The 24,552-nt window shown below is 46.2% G+C and carries 18 protein-coding genes; 8 read left to right on the forward strand and 10 right to left on the reverse strand.

The window, feature by feature from the left end; genetic code table 11:
* Position 1 precedes the first annotated feature (1 nt).
* The 5 genes from HW988_RS12135 to HW988_RS12155 are packed head-to-tail and all read right to left on the reverse strand — an operon-like array spanning position 2 to position 7,016.
* Positions 2-1,780 carry an IucA/IucC family siderophore biosynthesis protein gene (locus HW988_RS12135; protein ID WP_255489993.1) on the reverse strand — a complete coding sequence of 593 codons (1,779 nt, stop codon included), beginning with the start codon at positions 1,778-1,780 and terminating at the stop codon, positions 2-4.
* Entirely contained in the window at positions 1,777-2,706 is a 930-nt protein-coding gene (locus tag HW988_RS12140) for a GNAT family N-acetyltransferase (RefSeq protein ID WP_181604515.1), read from the reverse strand. Before HW988_RS12140 ends, HW988_RS12135 begins: the two co-directional genes overlap by 4 nt.
* Before the next feature lie 8 nt (positions 2,707-2,714).
* Complete coding sequence (locus HW988_RS12145) at positions 2,715-4,493, reverse strand: IucA/IucC family siderophore biosynthesis protein (RefSeq protein ID WP_181604516.1); 1,779 nt, start codon at positions 4,491-4,493, stop codon at positions 2,715-2,717.
* A 1-nt stretch (position 4,494) separates the two neighbouring features.
* Positions 4,495-5,697, reverse strand: coding sequence for an MFS transporter (locus HW988_RS12150; RefSeq protein ID WP_255489994.1), 1,203 nt, complete (start codon positions 5,695-5,697; stop codon positions 4,495-4,497).
* Positions 5,694-7,016 carry a PepSY domain-containing protein gene (locus tag HW988_RS12155; RefSeq protein WP_181604517.1) on the reverse strand — a complete coding sequence of 441 codons (1,323 nt, stop codon included), beginning with the start codon at positions 7,014-7,016 and terminating at the stop codon, positions 5,694-5,696. The genes HW988_RS12150 and HW988_RS12155 overlap by 4 nt, the downstream gene beginning before the upstream one ends.
* Positions 7,017-7,179: 163 nt before the next feature.
* On the opposite strand from HW988_RS12155, the gene HW988_RS12160 reads away from it, so the two are divergent.
* From HW988_RS12160 to HW988_RS12170, 3 genes are all read left to right on the forward strand, one after another.
* Entirely contained in the window at positions 7,180-7,821 is a 642-nt protein-coding gene (locus HW988_RS12160; protein WP_181604518.1) for a hypothetical protein, read from the forward strand.
* A 123-nt stretch (positions 7,822-7,944) separates the two neighbouring features.
* Positions 7,945-9,603: a hypothetical protein gene (locus tag HW988_RS12165; protein WP_181604519.1), complete on the forward strand. Its 1,659-nt coding sequence runs from the start codon at positions 7,945-7,947 to the stop codon at positions 9,601-9,603.
* A 351-nt stretch (positions 9,604-9,954) separates the two neighbouring features.
* Positions 9,955-10,743 (forward strand): murein L,D-transpeptidase catalytic domain family protein, encoded by a 789-nt coding sequence (locus HW988_RS12170; protein ID WP_255489995.1) that lies wholly within the window; start codon positions 9,955-9,957, stop codon positions 10,741-10,743.
* Positions 10,744-10,961: 218 nt separating this feature from the next.
* On the opposite strand, the gene lpxC is transcribed toward HW988_RS12170, so the two are convergent.
* The 5 genes from lpxC to ruvC are packed head-to-tail and all read right to left on the reverse strand — an operon-like array spanning position 10,962 to position 15,014.
* Complete coding sequence (gene lpxC / locus HW988_RS12175) at positions 10,962-11,873, reverse strand: UDP-3-O-acyl-N-acetylglucosamine deacetylase (RefSeq protein WP_181604520.1); 912 nt, start codon at positions 11,871-11,873, stop codon at positions 10,962-10,964.
* Between the two features lie 19 nt (positions 11,874-11,892).
* Positions 11,893-12,897: an asparaginase gene (locus HW988_RS12180; RefSeq protein WP_181604521.1), complete on the reverse strand. Its 1,005-nt coding sequence runs from the start codon at positions 12,895-12,897 to the stop codon at positions 11,893-11,895.
* 1 nt (position 12,898) lies between these two features.
* Entirely contained in the window at positions 12,899-13,933 is a 1,035-nt protein-coding gene (gene ruvB, locus HW988_RS12185; protein WP_181604522.1) for a Holliday junction branch migration DNA helicase RuvB, read from the reverse strand.
* Positions 13,930-14,511: a Holliday junction branch migration protein RuvA gene (ruvA, locus tag HW988_RS12190; RefSeq protein WP_181604523.1), complete on the reverse strand. Its 582-nt coding sequence runs from the start codon at positions 14,509-14,511 to the stop codon at positions 13,930-13,932. The genes ruvB and ruvA overlap by 4 nt, the downstream gene beginning before the upstream one ends.
* Positions 14,508-15,014, reverse strand: coding sequence for a crossover junction endodeoxyribonuclease RuvC (gene ruvC, locus HW988_RS12195; RefSeq protein WP_181604524.1), 507 nt, complete (start codon positions 15,012-15,014; stop codon positions 14,508-14,510). Before ruvC ends, ruvA begins: the two co-directional genes overlap by 4 nt.
* A 60-nt stretch (positions 15,015-15,074) precedes the next feature.
* Here ruvC and HW988_RS12200 point away from each other — a divergent pair, with 60 nt between their 5' ends.
* The 5 genes from HW988_RS12200 to HW988_RS12220 all read left to right on the forward strand — a co-directional run bounded on the left by HW988_RS12200 (position 15,075) and on the right by HW988_RS12220 (position 24,544).
* A complete protein-coding gene (locus HW988_RS12200) occupies positions 15,075-15,905 on the forward strand; it encodes a tetratricopeptide repeat protein (RefSeq protein ID WP_142700794.1) in 831 nt (276 codons plus the stop codon).
* A gap of 172 nt (positions 15,906-16,077) precedes the next feature.
* Positions 16,078-16,644: an elongation factor P gene (efp, locus tag HW988_RS12205; protein WP_181604525.1), complete on the forward strand. Its 567-nt coding sequence runs from the start codon at positions 16,078-16,080 to the stop codon at positions 16,642-16,644.
* Between the two features lie 90 nt (positions 16,645-16,734).
* On the forward strand, positions 16,735-17,787 hold the full coding sequence (locus HW988_RS12210) for a hypothetical protein (protein WP_181604526.1): 1,053 nt from the start codon (positions 16,735-16,737) through the stop codon (positions 17,785-17,787).
* Complete coding sequence (locus tag HW988_RS12215; protein ID WP_181604527.1) at positions 17,784-21,746, forward strand: translocation/assembly module TamB domain-containing protein; 3,963 nt, start codon at positions 17,784-17,786, stop codon at positions 21,744-21,746. Before HW988_RS12210 ends, HW988_RS12215 begins: the two co-directional genes overlap by 4 nt.
* Positions 21,743-24,544 carry an outer membrane protein assembly factor gene (locus tag HW988_RS12220; protein WP_181604528.1) on the forward strand — a complete coding sequence of 934 codons (2,802 nt, stop codon included), beginning with the start codon at positions 21,743-21,745 and terminating at the stop codon, positions 24,542-24,544. Before HW988_RS12215 ends, HW988_RS12220 begins: the two co-directional genes overlap by 4 nt.
* Positions 24,545-24,552 lie beyond the last annotated feature (8 nt).

Genomic DNA, 24,552 nt, shown 5'->3' on the forward strand with positions numbered 1-24,552 from the left:
CTTACAGTGCTCCTTTATTCAATCCCAACACAATGGGATTCATAAGTTCGTCACCGACCATGGGGACCGGGCGTTCGTGGGAGTCGGCATAGCCGATCTTGAAACGCACCTTATTTACCAGCACACGAGGCATTTTTTCCGCCAGAAGGTTGACGCTGTCATCCACATTCAGGTTTTTCCCCGTAGTTGAAAGATAATCGCGAAGGACCTCACCCAGAATTCCGTAAAATTCGTATTCTGAGTATCCGTCGCACTCTTGTAAAACTTCAGAGATAAACCGTAGAACCGTGACAAAATGTCCCGTGAACAAATCGTGAATCAAATAATTGCGCGGAAGCTGCAACAAATGGCTCGCCAAGTTCGCAGACTCCTCTACCAGAACAGAACCCTTCGCCACACGAAGATCACCCTGGAAGTCTTTAATGATCAAACCCACCGGAGCGTGATCTTTAAGTTTCAAAACAATGTTTTGGCCGTGGGAAACCAGGCCGATGCCGTACTTCAATTGCAGATGGTACAACGGCACCACCACGACTTCGAAATACTTGCGAAGCCATTGGGACATGGTCAGCCCCGAAGACTTCACATAAGCACCCAGCAAAGAATCACCTTCTGTATCTTTATGAAAGAAACTACCAGTAAGAACTGAAAACTCACCGGCGCCGGTTTTGGATTCTGCGCACTCTCTCCAGATGGCGCCCAAATATTCGTGATAACGGTACGGCGCCAGGGCCACTTGTTTATAAATCGGATGTTGAAAGCTTACGCCGGCTTTTTCACTTAAGACTTGGACATTTTTAAGAACGTCGTCTTTCGCGCAAATGTCGTTCATCTTTTGGGACAGCTCACCACCCACCGGAATGTATTTCGCGGCAATTCCACGAATACTGGAAGTGTTTAGGATAGTAACTGGAAGTTTGATATCCCATAGCCCCGGACGACTGACGTTTGAAAGCGTACGAATCGAAATTTGCGGTTGATATTGATCACCGAAAACTCCCAAAGCCTTGATAACGCCCGTGGAAAGCTCGCCGGCAAATTGAACCTGAATAAAACGATCCCACTGCCATGGGTGAGCCGGAACAAAAACGTGTTCCGACTTGTTGATTTCAAGGTCAGTCAGTACTTGATTGAAACGCTTTAGTTCTGCTTCATCCATGGACTGCGCCAAAATAATTTCCGTACTTACTCCTGGCATTTGTGCTGCCAAGGCGGAGTTTTTACGAACTGCCAACCACATCAAACGAAGCAAGGGCTGACTTTCCGGAGCAAACTCTGCTAAATCCCCTTCACTCCACGTGATACGACCTTTATTAAGCAAAAGTTTCGGATGGCCATTGAGGATCGACTGAATTTTGAGGCCGGACCACTTCGTCATTTCAGTCGAAGTTTGTTCTGCTTGTTTTTGTTCGATCCGCAAATCCGAAAACAGCGTGTTGTGCATTTCTTCCAGGAAGTTTCCAAGAATAATGTCATCCATGCCGGTTTCTTTTTGGCAGTCGATAAAGAATTGACCAGCACTTTTCACCGGCATTTTAACGCCGTCAACAACGCGTACGATGGAGTCGGATTCGACTTTGATATCGGTCCAGATCCCCTGCCAACCCTGACAGTGATATTCGATACCACTTTGCAATGCGAACACAAAGTTCTGGCCGTCTGTCGTCAATGGCTTCAGAATTTGCTCATAGCTCAGCTCCTGAAGGCTTTTCGCCACCAGGTTCTGATTCACCCGCACCCATGCAGATCCAGAATGAAGAGTGTTCGCTTTTAAATTCACAGGAAGTTCCCTAAAAAGAACTTTTCGCGACGACATTCTAGGAGGGCTGCACGTTTATGAGGGAAATCAAATTCCTTCACTTTTCTCCATGCTGGGAATGTCTCAACGTAACGAATAATACGCTGATTGTCTGAACGCGGCTCAGCCATGATCTTGCGCGTGCGTGGTTCTTCCAGGAACAAGTAGTGGCTGGCTGATTTTAGAATGGCGTCGGTATTTTTGAAGCCCAGGTATTCCATGTTTCCAATCAATAGATGGAAACCACGATCAAAGGCTTCAGAGTCATAGTACGGGCCCAAGCGATCTTCCAAAGTCCAGTACATTTCAAAATAACCTACAGGAACACCATCGAATTCAACGAAAGTTGGAATGGAATGCAAATCCGCTAAACCTTTTTCAAGATATTCTTTAAGTTCAGCCTCTGGTTTTGCCAGTTCCCAGAATTCGTTGACATAAGGTTGATTGTGCCAGAAGTGAAAAGTCTTAAGATCAGTTTCAACGTCCACTACGCGGAAACTGATTGTCTTTCCGATGCTTGGAACGAAACGAGAATAAAGCAATTCTCCAGGATGTGGCTGTGGGCGAATCGGATGACGAACATCGCCGGAATACATCCACTGTTCGGCTTTCAAAGTTTGCGTCCCATACGTGCACCATAAAGCGGGATTTTGATAAAAGTCGGCACGATGAGTTGCGATCTGATTGAGCGAAATTGTTTTAAGCTCGGGCTTGTGGGCAAAAAGATGCTCCGTGGCAACTAACGATGCTGCCGAAGAAGACTCCTGGGCATGCAGTTGAACTTTATCGCCACTGTCTTCGATATTATATTTCACTGCTGATTCTGGTCCTGAAACGGTCAGAACTCCGTCAGCCAATTCTGCTGTAAAGTTCTTCTTTTCTTGAACATGCAAGTAAGTTTGTTTCATAAATCGTCCTAAGCCTTTGCTGTTATTGCCGCAGCAATGGGGTTTTTAATCAGATTGTAAATAGCCAATGGATTGGCCGTCGTGTTTTCATTTAAATTTTGCAGGCTGCAAGTGAAGTTTCCTTTGTGCCAGATTTCCGCGTGATCCAAAAGATAGTTCAAACAAGACAAATCCTGGGGATTCGAAGCACGAATAGCCAACAAAAAGTTACGCAAATCCGTTACCAACTGATCTTCACTGACCCAGCCATCAGCGGCGATCGCTGCAATAACATTAAAGGTTGAATTGATCATAAGGTAATAAGCAAACAGGATATTGCCCTTATCATCCAGAATATTTCCGTTTTCCATTTTTAGGCTGGAAACATCTTTGCCGTACAATGAGAAACCAAAGTGGCTGTATCCCGTCCCTTGGCAATCACGGAAGTAAGCTTTTTCTGGAAAATTAGCTTTTAGGCTTAAAATCAGATTTTGCTGGTGGGCACCCAAAAGAATTCCGTAATTGGCTTGAGCATGCACCAAGGGCTTAACAGCCACCTCAAGATAACGCGCAAACCACTGCTCAGAAATCTCGCGTAAAGAACGATGCGTTTTTTCGGCTTCTTTACGAATGGCCTTTTGAATCAGGTTTTCACCACCCAAAGGGTTATCCTGCGCCAATGTCGAAAGTACGACAGCTTCTTCATTGTTATTTTCTGTAAAGGGATTTTCACGGCAGACTACAATGGATTCCGTCAAAATTTCCCCCGCCGCATCTTTGAGGGCCATAAATGCCGGCTCAAAAACGATGTGGAATTGAGGATGTTTACGAGAAAACTCCTGAGCCTTTGACGTCATAAAGACATCATAAACTTGCAGACCACGAACCACTTCGACCGGAGTCAGGTGACGAATGGAATTCGTCAAACGCAAGGTCAAAGAAAACTTCATCATGTACGGAGAGTGCGCGCCGTAAATCGAGCGCAATGAAGTCGTCGGATACCATTTTTTGTCGGCCGACCCCAAATCAAGCAGATCACCCTTTTGCAAATAACTTTGCACCACTGAATTTTTCAAGAGGTGCTGTTTTTGCCAGGGATGAACTGGAAATGGAATAAAACCAGCTTTTAATTTAGCAGAGGCCTGTTCTGAATTTTCAAAGTCTTTTAAGAAAGCATCCAAGGTCCATTGTTCAACCTGGAATTTGTCGGCTTTTTCATTGGCGAGGATTTCGGGTTTCGCCAGAAACCAGTTCAACGCAAAACTTCCCGCCATTTCTGGAGAATACTGACGATAGTCGGCTTCATCGAAGCCTTCCCGCATTTTGGGATAGGGATGAAAATTATGACCGATCATCAGACCTTGTTCAGCCTGTTGAAAACTCATGGGCCCAGAGTAAATGCTTTTCAAGTCTTTCTGACGGTGTCCCAAAGCCAGCTCTATGTTTTCCACGCTGTTTTTTAGGCGCTCCATAAAGACGGCATCATTGCCAACGCTGTTCGGGAAAATGGTCGTTAAATGTTTCACCAACTCAGAAGCCACCGTCAAAAAGTCAGCTTCTGTCAGAACGCTGTCTTTTTGAATGAAGAATAAAGAATGATACTGATGGCGCCCCATCAAAGAACTGCGTGTCAGCGGCAAGAACATGGCCGCGCCATCATTCAGATTCACCACCAAGGCTTGCTTACAACCCGTCTTAACAGAAATAGCTGCAGGTGCTTCGATAATGGAGTAATCAAACCACTCACGGAACAGAGAATTAAAGAAACAAGAAGCTGAATGACGAAGAGAAAGCTCGTGCAAATTCATATTATGCCTCCCCAGACACGACGGTGCGCTGACGGTATAAGACCACGATGCTGACCATCATCAAAACAACCAATGAGACCAACAACATTTCCAACGAGAATATTTTAATTTTCAAAGTAAAAGCCGCAAGCGCCCCGCCAACCGCATAACCGATGGTGTTCGCAGCACTGACGATACCGGCTTTACGCCCCAAGCCCACGTGCTCAGGATCCACTGTCGTCATCAAAGTTAAGTAACAAGGTGGAACCAAAGCGATACCGACTGACAAAAATACGATCGCAGTCCAAAGCTGTGATTCCATGTTCATCACTTGTAAAAGAACCGAGCCCGCAAGCAAGGTCAACGCTCCCAAAACCAAAGCCCCCTGCCATGGATTCTTAAAGAACATACGTCCTAAAAATTGGGTTGCGACAGCAATGACAGCACTCACCAATAACAATTTAGCCATCAAGACACCGGAGTCCTGACTGGATAAAGAAAAGCTGTGCTTCAAGATGACTGCCAATGAAGAATTTAAAATGCCGATGAAACTTGTGAACAAAACTGCCAACAAGAAAACCCAGCGCATACGATTAAATGCCAAGCCCCACGCGGAGACCCCGGATTCTATAGCGGCAGCTGTTTTCATTTGTGGCGCTGGCTGACGAAGAGCCCACACGTTGACTGCCAACAAAGCCACAATCCAAAATAAGAATCCCACCAAAACCTGATCCATATTTTGGCCCCCACTGACCAAAACATAAATCGGCCCTAAAGAGCGACCCACATTCAAGCTCATTGAATTTGAAATCATCGCCTTCATCGCCGATTGGGATTCAGACAAATCTACTTGCAATGCTTGGGCAACAGGAACCACAGCGGAAGCCAGCAAACCATAAATCAGGCGACTGATGATCAAAACCACCAGCACCGCAACCGATCCGATTTTTTCGCCCCACTGAGTAAGCGCCCACAACATCAAAGTGGAAATGCCAAGCCCCATAAGACCGGCCAGCAAAATTGGCTGACGGCCGACCTTATCACTTTTTGCAGCCCAATAAGGTGAAGACCACAAGAACAGGAACGACCCGGCACTGAATGTCGCCACGACAGAGGACAGACTGACATGCATCGTTTCTGCCAAATAAGGCAAAAGCGTGAACAGCAGAATCTGCAGCGCACTGAACGTGATCGTATTAAGGTTTGCCAGGATCTCCAAATTCACGATTTGCCTCTTTTACCACGCAGGACAACGACTCCCGTTAAAATCAACGGAATCAAAAGAACGTAACCTGACACCACGGCAAATGTGCCGCCCAAAATAAAGGCGCCAATGATCATGACCGCGGTCACAACAAATAAAGCTAAAGGAGTTGTAAAACGGTTTTTAAACAATGCGCTTTCAGACAGCTTGCGAGTTTCCATGGAAACCCCTTTGACCTGAGTGGCTTTTTTACGTTTATACCAAATCACCAAACCAAAAATCGGTAGCAACAACGAGAAGAGCGAAAAGCCCAACCAGACGATTTTCAAAAACAGACCGCCATAATTTCCAAAATGCAACGGCTCTGAAGCCAACGTGATCTTCATGTACCAAGGAAGCTCGCGCACTTCACCTTGGGTTCCAGTTGCGGCATCCACCACCACCAACTGAGTCATGCGTTCTGTTTGTGGCGTGTTACCCACCATCACCACTAAGAAATGATTCGGTGGAGAAAACTGAGTATCCGGCATCGCGATATAATCAACCTTTGCGTCCGGCAAAGCTTGCTCGGATGTTTTAATCACTTGATCCAAAACAGAAGCGTTGTGGGCGTGATCATTCTCTCCGTGAATATCTTTGTACTGCTGATTGATTTCTTTCAGCTCCTGATACTGGTAAACCTTGATCAACGTCGAACTGATTCCCAGAAAGAAACCCGTCGCCCCGATAATCAATCCCCATGCGAAGACACCGATACCGATGTAACGATGCATGTCTGAAAACCAATGACGAGGTGATTTGATACGCACTTCACCGAAGGCGACTTTTTTGGCAAAGTTGCCATATATGAAAAACCCCGAAAGCATCACAAAGAAATAAAGCAGACCAATAAAGCCCACGTAAATTTTCCCGTAAGAACCCAAAAAGAACTCGCGGTGAAGTTTAAGCATCCAATCCATGAAAGAACTTTTGCCGGCTTCCGCGTTTAACTCCGCCCCCGTGTGCGAATCAAACATCAGCTTGCGAGCTCCACGGAACATTTTGGAATCGTTCATCCCCAGACGCACGTTCACGATGTTTTCGTGTTCATCGTCTTTGAAAACTGCAAGAGGTCTTTCGCCAGGAAATTTCTTAAGAACATCCGACAACAAAGTCGAATACGACATTGAAGTCTGATCCGCAGTCACGGCGACCGCATCATGAACGGAGCCTTCGACTTCTTCTTTGAAGAGCAAAATGGAACCACTGATGCTGAGGAAAATAAAATGCACGGCCACGAATAGACCGAGATAAATATGGGCTTTGTAAAAGAATCGGAAGGCTTTTGTTTTTAATGTCATACGTATTGGGTGAAATAGGTATCACACAGAGTGAAAAACCACAAAAATTTGACCTTTGTGAGGAGTTGTTGAAAACCTATTGGGAAGATATTTTCCGAGTGTCAAAATACCTGACAGCGCGACATAAATTGCCAAACATTTGTGAACTTGATTTACTTTAAAAATGAAGAAGCAAAAGGCTATTCAGGCCATCGAAAAAGAAGGAATTTTGCTCGTGTATCCCATCAAAAACAGTCCCGAACCGGACTCGTTATGGGCTCATCTGTGGCCTCGCTCCAAGATGGTTTGGGAGTGGGATGCTGATGCCGATCACAAAGTTTCTGACCTGTGGCTTCTGAAAGAAGAGCTGTCGCGATCAGGCAAAGTCGTCTATGCGAAATGGTATCAGAACCGTGCGACGTTTTTCTCTCGGGAAACTTTTGTAAACATGCTGGCCTTTCAACGCAGCGACACCCCTCTTCCATCCCACAGCCAAATCATTTTGGAGGCTTTAGAGATGGATTCCCCCTTGTCGACGAAGCAACTGAAGGAAATCGCCGACCTGCAGGGTCGGGATATGGAATCCACCTACAACCGCGCGATGAAGACCTTGTGGCAACGCCTTTTGATCGTAGCTTTTGGTGAAATTGAGGACTCGAGTTTTCCATCTACCGCTGTGGGCGCAACTCAAACCCTGTTTGAGCCTCTTTGGGAGCAGTCTTTGGCGATTTCCCCTGCAAATGCAGAGGCTTACTTAATCAAGAAGTTAGGCGTCGAAAACAAATTTTGGAAGTTCGCCAAGAAAATTCAAGCTACTAAAACGTAATGTATACTAAAGATGCCATGAAAGTTCTGCAAATCAACAAATCCGAGTGAGTTTCCAGAGCCAAAATCCATAGTTCGCGCTATAAACGGGCCCTCTTTTTCCTTTGCGAACTATGGAGTCAAAATGAAATCAACATTAGCATTGTTCTTACTCGTGTTGGGATCTACCGCCACAACATCAGCGCTGGCTGGTGCCCGCGACTGGCGCATTACTCAGCCTGCCTGGACTGAAGAACACGAATACCAATTTGGCCAATTCGTTACTAAATTGGGAAATGCTGTTGAGAATCGCCGCTGTGCGACCGTGACTGAATGTTTAAACAGCCCTGCGAATATGTTTTACGGAACAGATCCGGGCGGACTTAAATTTTTCGCAGATTGCGCTGATCTTCCTTACTACCTTCGTGCTTACTTTGCCTGGAAAAGTGGTTTGCCATTTTCTCAAGCGACAGGTTTTTCTGCAAACCCTGCAGGACCAGAGGACTTCAACAAAGACATTCGCTATTCCACAAACGGCAACACCGTTAAATATCGCAAAGATCTTTTGACGAAAAAAAATGCCTTACGCCGTCCCGTTTATCCTGACGCTGTGAGCTTTTTAAATTCTGATTTGATCAATACCGTATCGACAGCGGCTTACCGCATGATCGGTGATGTTCAGGGTGCGACATATTCTGATTTTTATCCTGCTCGCTTGGACCGCGTGGGTATCCGCCCAGGGACTGTGATCTATGATCCGAACGGTCACGTGGCGATCGTTTACCGTGTGACGGAGGCGGGTCGTGTTTTATACATCGATGCTCACCCTGACAATACTTTGACGATGGGTCTTTATACTTCCAAATTTATGCGTTCGATTCCTGGTCAAGGCGCTGGTTTTAAAAACTTCCGCCCTTTGCAATTGGTAGGCGCTGATATGGATAACGGCACTTTCATTGGTGGCCGTATTGAGGCCGCTGACAACAGGAACCTTGCGGCATATGGAACTGAACAATACTACGGAAACGCTCCGGATCCAGGTGGCGATTGGAAAAAAGGCCAGTTTGTTTTCAAAGGCCAAGTGACGAATTATTTCGAGTACGTTCAGTTGAAACTGACAAATGGTGAACCGGTTATCGATCCTCTTTTGGATATGAAATTCGAAGTGATTGATATTTGTTCTTCATTGAAGGACCGCGTGGCTGCTGTGGAAATGGCAAGACGCGAAGGCATTCCTTTGAAGCAACATCCGGATCGTCTGCCTGTAAATATCTTTGGTGCGACTGGTGAGTGGGAATCTTATGCCACACCTTCCCGTGACGCTCGTTTGAAAACATCTTTCGTGGATATTTTGAATCAAGCGCAAAAAGCGATGAAGAAATATCGCGCGGGCGATCGCACTCTTCGCTACAACGGAGGCAACCTGGCGAAAGACCTTTTTGCAGTCTATGCGCAGGAAGCAACGATGTGTAAGTTCTCTTACACGACTTCCAATGGCCAAACTTTGTTGATGAATCTGGAGGCCGCACGCCAAAGACTTTTCAACATGAGCTTTGACCCGTACCACTGCCCGGAAATGCGCTGGGGTGCTCGCAAACCTCAAGAGCTTCAATCCTGCACGGATGATCAAAACAAACGCGCTTGGTTCGATGCTGAAAGATGGCTCCGCAACCAAACGGATCGTCGCTATGACGTGCGCATGGATTACACCGTTGAGCAATTAGGTGCAGGTCCGAAACCTGGAGTGGGTGCGCAAACTGCGCCAGACATCGACATCGTCACTTACCTGAAATCCCAAATGTAAGACACTTTTAAAATCCCCGGTTGTTGGTACGCGGGGATTTGGCGAAAGCGGAGTGGAGCCCTCTGCATTCCGCTTTCGCCAAATTTCGGTTTCGAGCTGGGGACATTTTTTTAAAAGGTGTGAGTTGCTTAAAGTTTGATGACGCTTTGCTTTGTTTACGGTGGGTGTGAGATGGCATTTAGACGTTTTGAGGGGCGTTTCATTGAGTGTTCTTGCACGTGTGCAATTAAAGTCGTGGAAAGTAAGAGTATTTTGCAGAAATTACTTTGCGTGGTTGATTCTTCGTTCTTTCACTTCTATATCCTCGAATAACGCATCCAATTTGAACACTCAGAATATCCGGGGGGATCTGTGAAAGTACAATTCGCTCTTGTAAGTGCATTAGTGTCTCTAGCGACAGCGACTGCGGTGGCGGCACCTTCTTCAGCAGTAATGGCTAAAATTGTTTCTCAGGGTGTTCCAACGGATGCATTGGATCGCATGGTTCGCTTCTTAGATGAAAACCACGGTCGCTCCTTCCAACAAAGCACTTATGATTGTGCAAAGTGGCCTGACAGCATCAGACCTTGTGACGATTCTGAACGTCGCCCGTCGACCTCTGTGGTGACGTTGGAATATCCGGAACTAGTATCCATCATTGATTTCACACAGCCCTCCACGTCTCGTCGTTTCTTTTTAATTAATTTGAAATCTGGCGACGTGATTCGTTACTACGTGGCTCACGGCAAGGGTTCGGGCAGCAGCAACTACGCGACTAAGTTTTCAAACATCAAAGATTCCAAACAAACATCGTTGGGCTTTTACCTGGCAGGGGGAATTTATTCCGGTTCATATGGCAGAACTATGCGCATGTACGGCCTGCAGCCTTCAAACGATCAAGCCTATAACCGCGACATCGTTTTACACGGCGCCTGGTACGTGGGTGAAGACTTCATCAACTCTAAAAATCCTAAAACGGGCCAACCCTTTGGTCGCTTGGGAGTGAGCTGGGGATGCCCTGCCCTTTCATTGGCGATGGCTTCTAAAGTAATTCCACAACTGCAACAAGGCAGTGTGATCCTGCACTACCATAAAGACTTGATGGAAGCCGCAATGACCGGCAACGAAGTCTCAGTAAACGAACCTTCCCGAAAAAAATAAATAAAAAAGGCGCTCTTAAAAGCGCCTTTTTTATTATCAAATCTCAAATTTTTCTTCCGCCCCACATGCATCACGGCAAAACCCGAAAACCAAGGTCGGTCAAAAAGGTCCATATGCAAGGCGGAGGATCTTCCCGCAGCGCAGGCGTGCTCCTAGCACGTCGGAGCGAGGACAAGGTCCGACAACGCAGTCAGATGGGCCTTTTTCACCGACCGCCCTTAGCGAGCGTCTAGGGTCCATCCGGAAAATCTTTGTACTTCTTCGCTGATGTCGGCGCCAAGTTCGACGTGACGATATGATGTTGGGGAATCCCAGATCTTTTTAACCAGCTTGTTCATAACGTCGTGGCCTGCTTTGTAAAGCACCACATGACCCATCAATGGCATTTCCAAAGTCACTAGGTCTCCCAGAGCATCCAAGGCTTTGTGACGGACGAATTCATCGGCCCAGCGAAGCCCCTCGGGGTTCACCACGGCCCCATCATCCAGAACTACGCAGTTATCCAAACTGCCGCCTTTGGCTAAACCACGGGCTTGCAAAGCTTCGACATCTTTTAAAAAACCAAATGTGCGGGCACTGGCAATATCACGGCCGAAAGATTGCTCGTTGATATCCAGATCAATAGTCTGTTTGCCAATAAGTGGATGAGCGAAATCGATCGTCACGGTCACACGCAAGCCGTGGTAAGGAACCACATACGCGTGCTTTTCGCCTTCGCTGAAATAGATCGGTTCTGTGATATAGCAATATTTGCGTGGCTGATCTTGCTCGACAATGCCAACTTCCAAAAGTGCTTTTAGGAATTCCCCCGCACTGCCATCGCAGATTGGAATTTCCGGGCCATCAAGTTCGATAAATAAATTATCAATACGAAGGGCCGACAAAGCCGACAAACAGTGTTCAATTGTAGCTACCGAAAATGCCTCGCCACCGATTGTCGTTTGATGACTGGTTGCTTGAACATTTTTAGCAGTGACTTTAAGTGATGGCGAACCGGGCAAGTCCTTACGAATAAAATAAACGCCAGTATCTGGTGGAGCCGGGCGGAACGTCAGAGTGCACGCATCCCCGGAGTGGATACCAATACCGTTCACCATTGTTTTTTTGCGAATCGTTTTTTGTAAGAACATGAGACTAGTTTATCACTAGCTACTGGGGCTTAGCAATGCGTAAGGTGCCGACAGTATCACCCTTCCAATTGGTGATATGAGGTTGAGTGAATTTCGAGAGAGCCTTGCCTTCATCCAGATTCATTCCGCCCAAATGCAATAAAACCTGCGAGGCCGCAAACTGAGCCGCGCGACCCGCGCCATCAGCGACTTTCAGGGCGAAGGCGACTTTTTTATCAGGTAAGAAACCTGCAAAAACACCCTCTGCTCCACCTTTTATAATGGCACGACCCTGTGTCTTTTGAATCACACTTGTGGCGAAATCGTCACTACCAGCGATAAAGAAAGGATTGCTAGCCACCACGCGAGTCAGACGTTGGGCCGCTTGTTTTCGGCGCTCGTTTGCGTGGTTATTAATGAATATCGACATGCCGATAGCAATCGCTTGCAATGGCACTGCATAGGTTTGAATCCCGCAGCCGTCAATGCCTTCAGGAATTTTTCCGTGATCGACTTTCATCGTTTCAGTCAAAATATTGCGCAGCCTTTTTTGAGCCGCGTGATCATGTTTTTCATAGCCATGATAGTCCTCGCCCAAATGCAGACATGTCGAAATCAGCGCGAGATGTTTTCCGGCACAGTTATTACAAAATGCCGTGGGCTTTTTATTATGACGGATGAATTCGTGAGCAGCAGTCTCGTTATAGGGCAGATGCGGACCACAGGCCAACGCGCTTTCTGCAACACCAATTTTATGAGCCCACGCGGACAAGGCTTCCAAATGCTTGGGTTCACCTCGATGAGAAGCACAAGCCAATGCCAACCATTCGTCTTTTAATTCAAATTTATCTGCAGCCCCAGATTCGATCAAAGGCAATGCTTGAAGCATCTTGATCGCGCTGCGCGGATAGGTGGCGTAATTGGTATTACCCCACCCGTGCAAAAGATGACCAGCCTCATTCACCACAGCCACCATGACTTGATGAACACTCTCGACCACATGTCCTCTGAGGACTTCGACGACGAGAGGCTGTCTTGTAAGCATATTAATTCTCCGCTTGGATGATTTCTAAAACTGATTTTTTTGCAGATTCAGTGATCACGCGACCGCGTTGAGTTTTTTGAATGAATCCTTCCTGGATTAGGAATGGCTCATACACTTCCTCAAGAGTGTCACGCTCTTCACTGAGCGCAGCAGCTATTGTATCAATACCTACAGGCCCACCGGAATACTTTTCTTGGATCAGGCTCAAAATACGACGATCCATGAGATCCAAGCCGTGCTTATCAACCCCTAGCTGATCCAGAGCATATATCGCAATTTCTTGAGTGACGACGCCATTGCCTTTTACTTGTGCATAATCACGAACACGCTTTAACAGGCGATTCGCAATACGAGGCGTTCCGCGCGCACGACGAGCCACTTCTTCGGCTCCATCATTGTCAATTTCCACATTCAGTTTGCGAGCCGATCTGATCAAGATTTTTTGAAGAGCGGTTTTGTCATAAAACTGAAGTCTTTCTACAATCCCAAAACGATCACGGAACGGAGGATTTAAAAGTCCTGCTCGAGTTGTCGCCCCCACCAATGTGAAAGGTGCTAACTGAAATTTCATTGATCGCGCACCCAGACCGTCACCAGTTACGATGTCGATGTAGTAGTCTTCCATCGCCGTGTAAAGATACTCTTCCACATGACGACTTAAACGGTGGATCTCGTCGATAAAAAGGACAGAGTTTGGTTTAAGAGATGTCAAGATCGCAGCCAAATCACCTTTTTTATCGATCGCCGGCGCCGATGTCATTTTGATGTCAGAACCCATGTCGTTCGCGATGATTTGCGCCAGTGTCGTTTTACCAAGCCCCGGAGGCCCCGATAGCAAAACGTGATCTAAAGGTTCGCCACGGAATTTTGCAGCCGCCACGAAAACTTTGATTTTATCTTTAACAATGTCTTGTCCGGAAAACTCTGCGAAATCCTGGGGACGTAATTCGTTTTCCCAAGCCTTCTCGCCGCCGCCACCGCTGCTGCTTTCAGTGATTTCGTCCTCTAAAATGCTGCCTTCGATAATGCGACTCATGACAAGTTTCCTGACAATGTTTGGAAGCCTTTTTTCACACCCTCTTCAACCGTGATCGTCATCGGCAGAGTGGAAACAAATTGATCAACCAATTGAGATTTGTAACCCAAGTTTAAAAGTGCCGAAGTGATTTGCGTCAAGGATTCAGACTTGGCTTTGCTGCCTTCATCGATGGAAACCAATTTGCCTTTTAATGTCAGAATGATTTGCTCTGCAGTTTTCTTACCGACTTTAGGCAAACCAGAAAGAGCTTTGGCATTTCCAGCTTCGATCATTTCCTGAATCTGTGCGGGACGACCGCCAGACAAAATACTCAAAGCCATTTTTGGACCAACGCCATTTACTTTTAACAAAGACAAAAACAGATGTTTTTCTTCTTTGTCGTGAAAACCAAAAAGAGTCAGAGCGTCTTCGCGCACGTGAGTGTGAATCCATACGATGATGTCTTTACCCAACAAGGTGGTAAAGTCGCCCAATGTACTGGCAGAAGCCAACACTTCATAACCCACACCTTGAACGTCAATCAGAGCTGAATCATTCAATACTTCAATAATTTTACCGCGCAAATAACCGATCATATACTCACCGCTCTTTGTATAACTGCGTTCTTTTTCATTTCAAAGGCATGGTAACAAGCCATAGCCAGGGCATCCGAGGCGTCGATGCGATTGATCGCTTTAATATTCAGCATCGCTTTCAACACGGCCTGCACGTCTTCTTTCGTGGCAGCACCGGTCCCGGTAATTCCTTTTTTGACGGATCTTGTGGCATACTCGGCAACTGTGGCTTTACCCAGGCCCGCTTCATACATCACCACTCCCCTGGCGTGCCCTAATTTAAAAGCACTGTCAGCATTTTTTCCCAGGAAGATTTTTTCGATCACGACTTGATGAGGACGATACTTTTCCATCACTTCACGAAACGCTGAACCAAGTTCCGTCATACGCAGGGGAAAATCCTGATCCGCATCCAACAAAATGACACCGTGATTGATATGTTCAATCTTGCCATTGTTGATGCGAACCACGCCGAAACCTGTAATGCGGGAACCGGGGTCGACCCCAAGAATCGTCAAACTCATACTTTTAATTTCATTCCGAACGTATTGCTAAGTCAATGAATGTGCACTAGAATCTGACGTATGCCGAAGATTGAAGCAAGCGCGATCGAAAAATATCAGAACATCCTCGCAAAGGATCCGACTTCTCAGGTGTTCGCCCCTCTGGCGGAAGCTTATAGAGAAATGGGACTGATGAAAGAAGCGCTGCAAGTTGTGACTGCGGGCGTTCAACGCCATCCGCAATTTGTCGGAGGATTGGTCACATACGCTAAAATTTTGCGCGACGCAGGCCAAATCAGTCGCGCCATTGAAGCCTTGAAAAAGGCCACAGGCTTGGCTTCCGAAAACATTTTGGCGCATCAACTTTTGGCAGAACTGCAACTGACGAACAAAAATCCCAAGGAAGCTTTGAAAGCTTTTAAGATGGTTTTGTTCTTAAATCCCAACTCTCAATCAGCACAAAAAGCCGTACAAAAACTGGAATCTCTGACAGCGGACGAGTATGACGAAGAAGTGTTTTCGATGGAAAAACTTCCAGCCGTGAACTTGGACGCTCCCGTTATTGAAGCCACTTATCCCGGCACTAAAACTGGTGCGGCCACTGAGGTTTTCAAACCACAACCGGTGCCTAGAAATAAGGCTTTCGAGCGCATGCTGTCGTTAATTGACGCATTCATTGTGCGTAACGATCTTGAAAAAGCGCACGCACTTTTAAAGGACACGCGCGTGGAATTTGGTGATCATCCTGAAATTCAACGCCGAATGAAAACCCTGCAAGTTCGTTATAATGAACCTGACGAGCCAGTTCCCCTTAAACCACTTCTTCCCCGCGACGAAATGGTTCGCCAAAGAAAGATCGAAACCCTTCAGATGATGCTTCGCAAAATCGAAGACTACCGCTCCCTTATTTGACATTTCCTAAGTGAATTAGGCATATTAACGTCTTTGCATCGCAAAACAGAAGCGATATCAAGAGTGCCAATGCAAGGCGCGAGGAGAAGGCATACTTCCTGTATGCCGCCGACGAGCAACGCCGTCAGTGGCAGTCTTGAGATCGCTTCCTAGCTTTAAAAAGAGGTATTAAATGTACGAAACGTCGGATTTTAGAAAGAACTTGAAAGTAATGGTTGAGGGCAAACCTTACGTAATCGTGGATTTCCAACACGTGAAACCAGGTAAAGGCAATCAATTCACTCGCACTAAATTGAGAAACATGCTGACAGGTCAAAACCTTGAAGTAACTTTCAAATCTGGCGAGAAATTCGAAGTACCTAACGTTGAGAACAAAGAAATGAACTTCTTGTACAAAGACGACACTGGTTACAACTTCATGTCGAACGAGACATACGAACAAATCGCAATGTCTGATGAAGACCTTGGCGACTCTAAATACTATCTGACTGAAGGCCTTAAAGTTGTCGTTCTTTTCTACAATGAAAAAGCCGTTGCAGTAGACGTTCCTAAAGCTGTGAATTTGACAGTTGCTAAAACTGATCCAGGTATCAAAGGTGACCGCGTAACTGGTGCAACTAAGCCCGCTGTCATGGAGACTGGATTGTCTGTTGGCGTTCCTTTGCACATCAATGAAGGCGATGTTTTACGCATCGATACTTCAACTGGTGACTACGTAGAACGCGTCAGCCAAAAATAGTTTCTAACGCAAGATATTAAGTCTCCGCAAACACTCGTTTTTATTTCAAACTAGACGAGTAATTCTGTTAATTCAGAGCGGAGGCTTTTTTTGTCTATTTTTGTTGAGTTGGAAATTCAAAATTTACTCAACGAGACCAGCGATCTCGACGAAGTCGCTGTACGATTGATCTCTAGTTTAGAGTCCTCCCCAGATCAAATTTCCTTGGACAACATCAATGCCCTGGCTCGATTTTTAAATCACAGCGGTCGCTATTTGCAGCTCGCAGAATTCGTGATCAAAAATATCGACAATGAAAACTTTCCGATTCCTTGGCCGTACTTTATGGAAGCTTTGGGCCATGCGACCATCACCCTGGATGAAAAAATCATCAACGCATTGATCGAAGGTATTCAGGAAAGTGAAGCTGAAAACGAAGCGGCACGTTCGGCCGCTTTAAATAAATACTCTCCGTTGTTGGGCGAATGGCGTTCGAATCGCAAATACCGTATTCACAAAGATTTCCTAAGCAATAAAAAAAATCTTTTAGATCAACTGATAACTTTGCGCACGCAACAGTTGTACGAACAGGAAAAAGTTTTACTGGCTCGCCTGCAAAAACTTTATCCTGGCGACAGTGATGTGGCGAATGAGGTGCGCGAGCATCGGCAACGTCATGCTCTGGAAATTTTAGCGCGCAGATCGCCGCGTGCGCGGGACCCAAAACCTGAGGAGCTTTCTCCAAAAGATCCTGAAGTCGAAAAGGTGCTTTTGATCCTGTTGCAATCACTACGTGATCACGCGGAAGAAATGCCGGAGATGGCTTTTGATTTTGCTATCGCCGCTTTTATGTTTGAGGGCTTTGAGACCGCGCTTGATATTTTACAGTTCTGTGAAAATTCAGCAAGTGTCGCATGGTTTCGACTGGAAGTTCTGCTACAGTGCCGCCGCTTTATTGAACTCTTAAATGAAATTGCCCATGTGGAACTGGCTTACGCCCACGAACCAGAAACATTCTTTGCGACCGCGTATTTGCGTGCTCAAGCAATGTGGGGAATCGGACAAAAACATACCGCAGTTGAAATCCTGGAAGGCTTGCTTGCCTCGCGTCCGCACTATCGTGCTGGCAGTGCACTCTTAAGCATTTGGAGTGGTGGCCAGTGAAGCGTGTCTTTTGGATTCTTATCACTCCGACTTTAGGTTTTCTGATTCTTTGGGGTCTGGGGAATTGGTTTATCATTCCCCGCCTGGAAGTCTGGGCTTTGCAAGAACTGCAAAACTATTCCAAAACTTCTTTACCCGTGGAAGTGCAAGCAGATCGCTTGCGCATCCGTGTCTTAAGACCGTCTTTAGCTTTAGAAAATATCCGCATCCGGCCTAAAGGAGAATTCGCCAAAGTGACTGAAGTGGTTCGCGTTACCCGCGCGAGCATTCACCTGGATTTCTTTTCGCTTTTAGGTGGCCGCTTGAATCTGTCGGCTTTGATGATTGATGCCCCTGAGGCCGCAATCGATATCGATCCACTGATGAAAAAGGATTCAAAACCTGAACCTTTGCCATTGGACGATATCTTTGCGATCACGGAAAAAATTCCTCTACAAAAAATACTACTGAACAACGTGCATGTTCTGGTGACCTCTGAAAAGCTGGGCTTCAACATCGAAGCAAGCAACAGCGGATTGCTCCTGACGAACATGGGCCGCAATATCACAGCCAAACTTGATACTCCGACCTTGGCTGTGTCTTTGAAAAAAGTTGGCCAGTTCTCGGGTTCCCTGGATTCGCATCTTTACCTGACTCGCCAGTCCTTGCGCGTTCTGCAACTCGGTGTACGCCTGGATGAATCGGAATTTGTCGCTCGGGGTGAGTTGACAGACTTCAAAAACGTGACACTGAAACCTTCGGGCGTCATCAATTTGTCAGCGAAAGTCTCGTTGGCAGATATTTATAAAGAATTGCAGGATTTAAAACCGACAGTTTCTGTTCCAAAACTTGCCGGGACTTTGGATACCGAGATTGAAACGCGCTTTAATGGCCTGTCTGATATCAGCGCCCAAGCGGACATCACGACTCACAGCCTAAACGTTGGAAAATTTGAATTGGGCGACGCCCATATTGAAGGCGAATATAAAAACAAAGCTTTCACGTTCTCTGAAGTCACCGTTAACCATCCCGCTGGAAAAGCGCTCTTGAATAAATCCCAGTTTCAGTTGAATGAAAACTACGATTTCAAATCCGTCGTTAAAGTTGAAACTTTGGACTTACAAAAACTTTTCGCTTCGCTGGACTTAAAAAGCATTCCAGTGGGCTTGCAAATGCAAGGCGTGCTTCCGTGCTCGGGTCGCATTCTGCCTTCCTTCCAGGTGACATGCGAAGATGGTGAACTGACAGGTCAAAACCTTTGGGTGAAATCAGAGAACAGCTCCAAAGGAATGGAAATCGTGAACCTTAAAAACTTTAAGGTGACGGGCAAAACTCAAGTAACGATGGATGCGGTGACTTACGATACGAACCTTGCCATCGGCAGCAGTGTTGGTACCAGCGACGGCGTGATCGATTTCCACAAAGGCTTTAAGATCAATTATAAAACCAAAAAGCTGGATATGAAAGATATCCAAAATCTGGCGCACTTAAGAATGATAGGTAATGCCAGCATCGAGGGCTCGACTCAAGGTGACTCGAATACAGCCACCATGGACATGAGCCTTAATGTTCGTGATTTTATTTTTGAAGATTTCAATCTGGGTAACGTGATCAGCAACGTGAAACTGAAAAAAGGCCACCTGCTGTTTGAAAATATCGCGGGCGCTCAGAATAAAACCCAGTATATCGGCGATTTGGATATTGATTTAAGTCACGACCATCTGGTGGGAACTTTCAGTGCTCCGACCGCGGATCTGGATGATATCGCGACGATCCTCGAAAGCATCTATAGATTTCCACTGACAGTTGCAGGCACGGGAGCGGCTAAAGCCACGGTTGAAGGTCCATTGAATTTCTGGAGACTGAATTACTCTCTGGATTCAGCTTTCAAAAATGTTTCTGCGGGCGGCGAAAACTTTGATCAATTGCACTTTAATGTGGATGCCAAGAACGGCAATATTAAGACCCGCAAAGTTCAGCTTTTAAAAAACAACTCGATAGCAACAGTGACTGGTGGAATCAGCAACGACAAGATTCTAAACCTGATCGTTGATGCGAAAAACTGGCGCCTGGAAGAATCCGACACGATCAATCGTATCACGACGAACATGTACGGTTCCTTAAATGCCTCTGCAGAAATTAAGAACTCCTTTAAAGACGCCCGCGTGAACGTTAAAGGAGCTTTGACGGAAACTGTTCTGGAAGATCAGGAATTGGAAAATTCAGCTTTCCAAATGAGCTTGGATGCAAAAAGCCTGGGTGGTCAGTTAAGTCTGTTTGGCGATAAAGTTCAGGGGGAATTCCAATATCCTTTTGAAAATGCCACGCCACTAAAAATCCAAATGAAGACCAATCAATGGACTTTCTCGTCCCTGCTGGCTTTAATCGGTGGAGCAAATCTGGCGAACGAGTACGAGTCCTCTTTGACTTCGACGATAGATCTGCGTTCCGAATCTGGTGATCTGTTTAAATCCACGGGCAAAATTCTGATTCAGAACTTCTACCTGAAGCGTGGGAACTCCAGTGTTTCAAATACAGGGCCGATTGAAATTATCGCAGATAATGGCGTGACTTCCTTTAAAAACTTCATGCTGCGTGGCCCGCACAACACGATTAAAATCACTGGCACGAATTTCACCGCAGACCGCTTAAATATGAATATCGATGCCAAAGCGGACTTGCGCCTATTGCAAATCTTTACTCCCTTCCTGGATGATTTGGGCGGACCGCTGCGCATGTCTGCAGGTGTCTCTGGAAAAGTGACGAAGCCCGAGATTTTGGGTACGGCAAACTTAAACAATGCCTTTGTGAAACTGAAAGGTTTCCCTCACCCACTGGAAAGATTGCAGGCGAATGTTTCTTTCTCGCAAACGCGTATCATCATCAACGAAATCAAAGGTCAATTGGCTGGCGGATCTGTCACGGGTGATGGCAGTGTGATTATAAATGGCGTCAGGGATTTGCCGACATCAGTACGTGCCCACCTTGAGAATGTCTCGATGAATGTACCCGACCGCGTGCACACAACAGGTGATGCGGATCTTTTGTTCTCTGGAAAATGGTTCCCGTTTGTATTGTCCGGAACTTACCGCGTGAATGGCGGGATTTTTGAAAAAGAATTTATCGAAGGCGGCGCCAGCGTTTCCAGCATCCAACAAAGTGCCTACCTGCCTAAGGTTTTGCGCGAAACTCAGTTCGAACCTGTTTTATTGGATTTGCAAATCAATCTGGAAAGACCACTGCCTGTGAAAAACTCCATGTTTGATGGAACTGTCACGGGGAATATCGCTGTGAAAGGACCGCCAACCAATCCGGTTCTTTTAGGTAAAATCACAACCGAAAGACGTTCTAAAATTATCTTTAAAGACCGTCAGTTTGATATCTTAACTGCGAATGTGGATTTCACCGATCCAACGCAGATCAATCCGAATCTGTATGTGTCGGCAACGTCTCGTATCAACGAATACGACGTGCAGTTATTTGCTCAGGGGTCAGCTAAAAATCCTACGATCAAACTAACCAGTATCCCTCCCCTTTCCGAACAAGACATCGTTTCTTTGATTGCCTTGGGCGTGACATCTCAAAGCATGGCAACCACGGGTCAGTCGAAAGCCCTGGCCGACCAAGCAGGCTTGGAAGTTGCTGGTGGAATCTTGGCTGGTGAAATCAATAAACCGCTTGAAGCCACAGGTTTCAAATTCGGCGTAAGTTCCCAATACGATTCTACTCGCAATATCAGCGTACCTAAGATCACTTTGACCCGTCGTTTGACGGATAAAATGAAAGTGTCTGGCAGCCGTCAGGTGGGTGACGTTTCCGGTTACGACGTAAAGCTTGAATATCTTTTGAATCCGAACTGGACAGCCGTCGGTTCATTCGAAAATAAAAACATGTACGATAATAATACTTTGCAAAATACTCCTTCAGAAACTGAAAGTATTTTCGGACTTGATCTTGAATTTAAACGGGAGTTCAAATGATCCGGACTCTCGTAATGGCTTTGACCTTCTTTTTGTTTATCCAGTCCTCCCCGGCCTGGGCGAAAAAAGCTTTGGACATTTCAAGCTTGCCGCCAGAAATTCAAACGGATCTGGTCCGTCGCTATCCGCAAATCAACAAGGACTTCATCGCCCTGGATGTCGTGGACGATATTTTGCGTTACTTGCAACCGAAACCTCAATTTGACCGTTTGGTCGTCACCGAGGGAGCCGCAGGCTCTTATAAGCTTGATTACATTCATGCGAAACGCATTGGAGAAGTAAACTTTATCGGCAATAACTTTCTGTCGAACTCGGAAACCTCGGCGATCTTTGCGGTGAAATCTGGAGATGTTTTTGATCAGCAAAGTTTGGCAGAGCTGGGTGAAAAGCTGCGTCTGCATTACCGCGATCAGGGCTTCTTAAACACAGTTGTCGATATTGAGATGCCGCCTGGCAAAAACGAAACTGTCGACATCAATCTAAAGATCACGGAAAACAAGCGCACTTTGATTCACAACCTGATCGTGCAAAGCCCGAATGGGAAATTGAATAAAGACCTGGTGAATAAGCTTGATTCGCGAATTGATGATCCCCTGACGGACAAATATTTGGCAGATATTCTAAAAACTGCGCGCAGTTTCCTGAATAAAGAGCGCTATGTTCGTGCTGACTTTGTCGGACCTAAGATCACTTATAACTCTGACGAATCAGAAGCCACCTTAAGTTATCGTGTGGATCGCCCTGAAGCCTATGAATTTGATTTCAAAGGTCAGCGAATTTTCGGTGCCCGCAAACTTAGAAATGCTTTGGATCTGGACAACTATTACTCTGCCAATCCTAATATTGGAACGGAGCTGGCTGCGAAGTTGCGCAACCACTATCTGGCGGAAGGCTATGCCCGTGCCGAAGTTACGGCGACCGAAGACGATAAGGGAAATCAATTTTTACGCAAGATCACTTTCGAAGTGGAAGAGGGTCCCCGCGTAAAAATTCAGGCGATCAATATCAGCGGTAAATTTAGCCGTAATCCAAAACACTACTCCGATATTATCCGCAACTATAGCTCCGTCACAGTTTCCGACGGCTACTACAACAAAGATGATATCGATACGGGTTTGAAAAATCTGATATTGGCGCTGCAGAACGAAGGTTACCTGCAATCCAAGATCGTTTCGACTCGGCTGACTTATAATAAAGAAAAAGATCAGGTTAACTTGTATGTGAATCTGGATGAAGGTCCTTTGACTTTGATTCAGTCCGTTTCCTTCCTGGGGAACGAAGCTTATAAGAATGAAGAGCTTTTGAAAGTCACCGGTTTGCAGCCGGGCCCTTTAAAGCTCAGCCAAATTGAAGAAGCCGTTAAGAATATTAAAAATTTCTATCAGAAAAACGGTTATATCGAGATGCTTCTGCTGAACGAGCGTGAAGATCTGGTGACTTACGATGAGACCAATACCAAAGCGATTTTAAACTTTAAAATTTTTGAGGGCCCACAGGTTCGCACTGCCAGCATTATTTTAGAGGGCAATACTTTCACTCGCGATTACGTTCTATATCAAGAGTTGGAAGTTAAAAAAGGGGAATTGATTACTCCCCAAAAAATTGAGGATTCGATCTCTCACCTGCAAAGAACCGGTTTCTTTGGCACGGTGGAAGTCAAAACCCTGGAAGAAAAAACCAATATTGCGGATCGCACAGTCATTGTTCGCGTAACAGAGCGTGAACCGGGAACGTTTAACATCGGTGCCGGTGCGACCAATGAGCGTCAACTGACGTTGCGTGGTTATACGGGTATCTCGTATCGCAACTTGCTGGGCACCGGCCGTGGGGTTTCGTTACGCCTGGAAGGTAATTACAATATCGCGGACGTTAAGTATCTTGAGCACAAAGTTGTGGCGGGTTACTTGGAGCCGTATCTGTTTGGCTCCCATATCCGTGGCCGCGTGAATATCACTTTATCCAGTCAGATCACTGATTTTAACATCAAACAGGTCACGGACCTGAATCAGTACACCTATACGATCGAAAAAGATCTGACGTCAAAAATCCTGGGAACTTGGGATATCTATTCGTTGGCGCAAGTACGAGACTCCGGTTTGGATGAGACGTACCCGTACGCCCCGACTCAACAAGATATCGTCACGACCGGTCCCAATATTGACTTCGACTTCCGTGACAATCCTTTCAACCCGACAGCAGGTACTTTCACTCGCGTGAATGCTGAGTATTCAGATCCGGTATTTGGCGGTACCGAGACGATTAAGTACTGGCGTGCGGTTGCGGGTATTACTTTTTATAGCAAACTGGGCACGGCTCAAAAGCAGCCCGTTGTTTGGGCGAATAACTTCCGTGGCGGTTACATCAAAAACTTAAGTCAATTGCCCGATACAGCGGATCGCCAAAACGGTATTCCTTGGGATAAAAAAGGTTTCACTCTGGGGGGGATCTCGACGGTTCGCGGTTACGAAGCCGGGACTGAGTATTTCCCGAATAACAATGACCTGGGAATTGCCGGCGGCAATAAAAAGTACTATCTGACGACGGATTCAACCATGGGTCTCATCAAGTCTGAACTTCGCTTTCCTATTTACGGGTCTGTTGGTGGCGCTCTGTTTTACGACGGTGGAATCGTGCAAATTCAAGGACTGGAAATCAACGAACCTTACCGTGCGGCGACCGGTGGCGGCTTCCGATATAACACTCCAGTGGGTCCATTGAGTGTGGATCTGGCTTGGAAACTGAATATGCAACCCGGCGAATCCCCTTGGCGCGTGCATATTTCCATCGGTACTTTCTAGTTCCGTTT

It is taken from the genome of Bdellovibrio sp. KM01 (genome assembly GCF_013752535.1).
Lineage (GTDB): Bacteria > Bdellovibrionota > Bdellovibrionia > Bdellovibrionales > Bdellovibrionaceae > Bdellovibrio.

Excerpts from the sequence above, each read along its gene's own strand:
- lpxC (WP_181604520.1), bottom strand. The coding sequence starts at position 11,873 with ATGTTCTTACAAAAAACGATTCGCAAAAAAACAATGGTGAACGGTATT.
- ruvB (WP_181604522.1), bottom strand. The coding sequence starts at position 13,933 with ATGAGTCGCATTATCGAAGGCAGCATTTTAGAGGACGAAATCACTGAA.
- efp (WP_181604525.1), top strand. The coding sequence starts at position 16,078 with ATGTACGAAACGTCGGATTTTAGAAAGAACTTGAAAGTAATGGTTGAG.
- HW988_RS12160 (WP_181604518.1), top strand. The coding sequence starts at position 7,180 with ATGAAGAAGCAAAAGGCTATTCAGGCCATCGAAAAAGAAGGAATTTTG.
- HW988_RS12155 (WP_181604517.1), bottom strand. The coding sequence starts at position 7,016 with ATGACATTAAAAACAAAAGCCTTCCGATTCTTTTACAAAGCCCATATT.
- HW988_RS12220 (WP_181604528.1), top strand. The coding sequence starts at position 21,743 with ATGATCCGGACTCTCGTAATGGCTTTGACCTTCTTTTTGTTTATCCAG.
- ruvA (WP_181604523.1), bottom strand. The coding sequence starts at position 14,511 with ATGATCGGTTATTTGCGCGGTAAAATTATTGAAGTATTGAATGATTCA.
- HW988_RS12145 (WP_181604516.1), bottom strand. The coding sequence starts at position 4,493 with ATGAATTTGCACGAGCTTTCTCTTCGTCATTCAGCTTCTTGTTTCTTT.
- HW988_RS12200 (WP_142700794.1), top strand. The coding sequence starts at position 15,075 with ATGCCGAAGATTGAAGCAAGCGCGATCGAAAAATATCAGAACATCCTC.
- HW988_RS12180 (WP_181604521.1), bottom strand. The coding sequence starts at position 12,897 with ATGCTTACAAGACAGCCTCTCGTCGTCGAAGTCCTCAGAGGACATGTG.
- HW988_RS12140 (WP_181604515.1), bottom strand. The coding sequence starts at position 2,706 with ATGAAACAAACTTACTTGCATGTTCAAGAAAAGAAGAACTTTACAGCA.
- HW988_RS12165 (WP_181604519.1), top strand. The coding sequence starts at position 7,945 with ATGAAATCAACATTAGCATTGTTCTTACTCGTGTTGGGATCTACCGCC.
- ruvC (WP_181604524.1), bottom strand. The coding sequence starts at position 15,014 with ATGAGTTTGACGATTCTTGGGGTCGACCCCGGTTCCCGCATTACAGGT.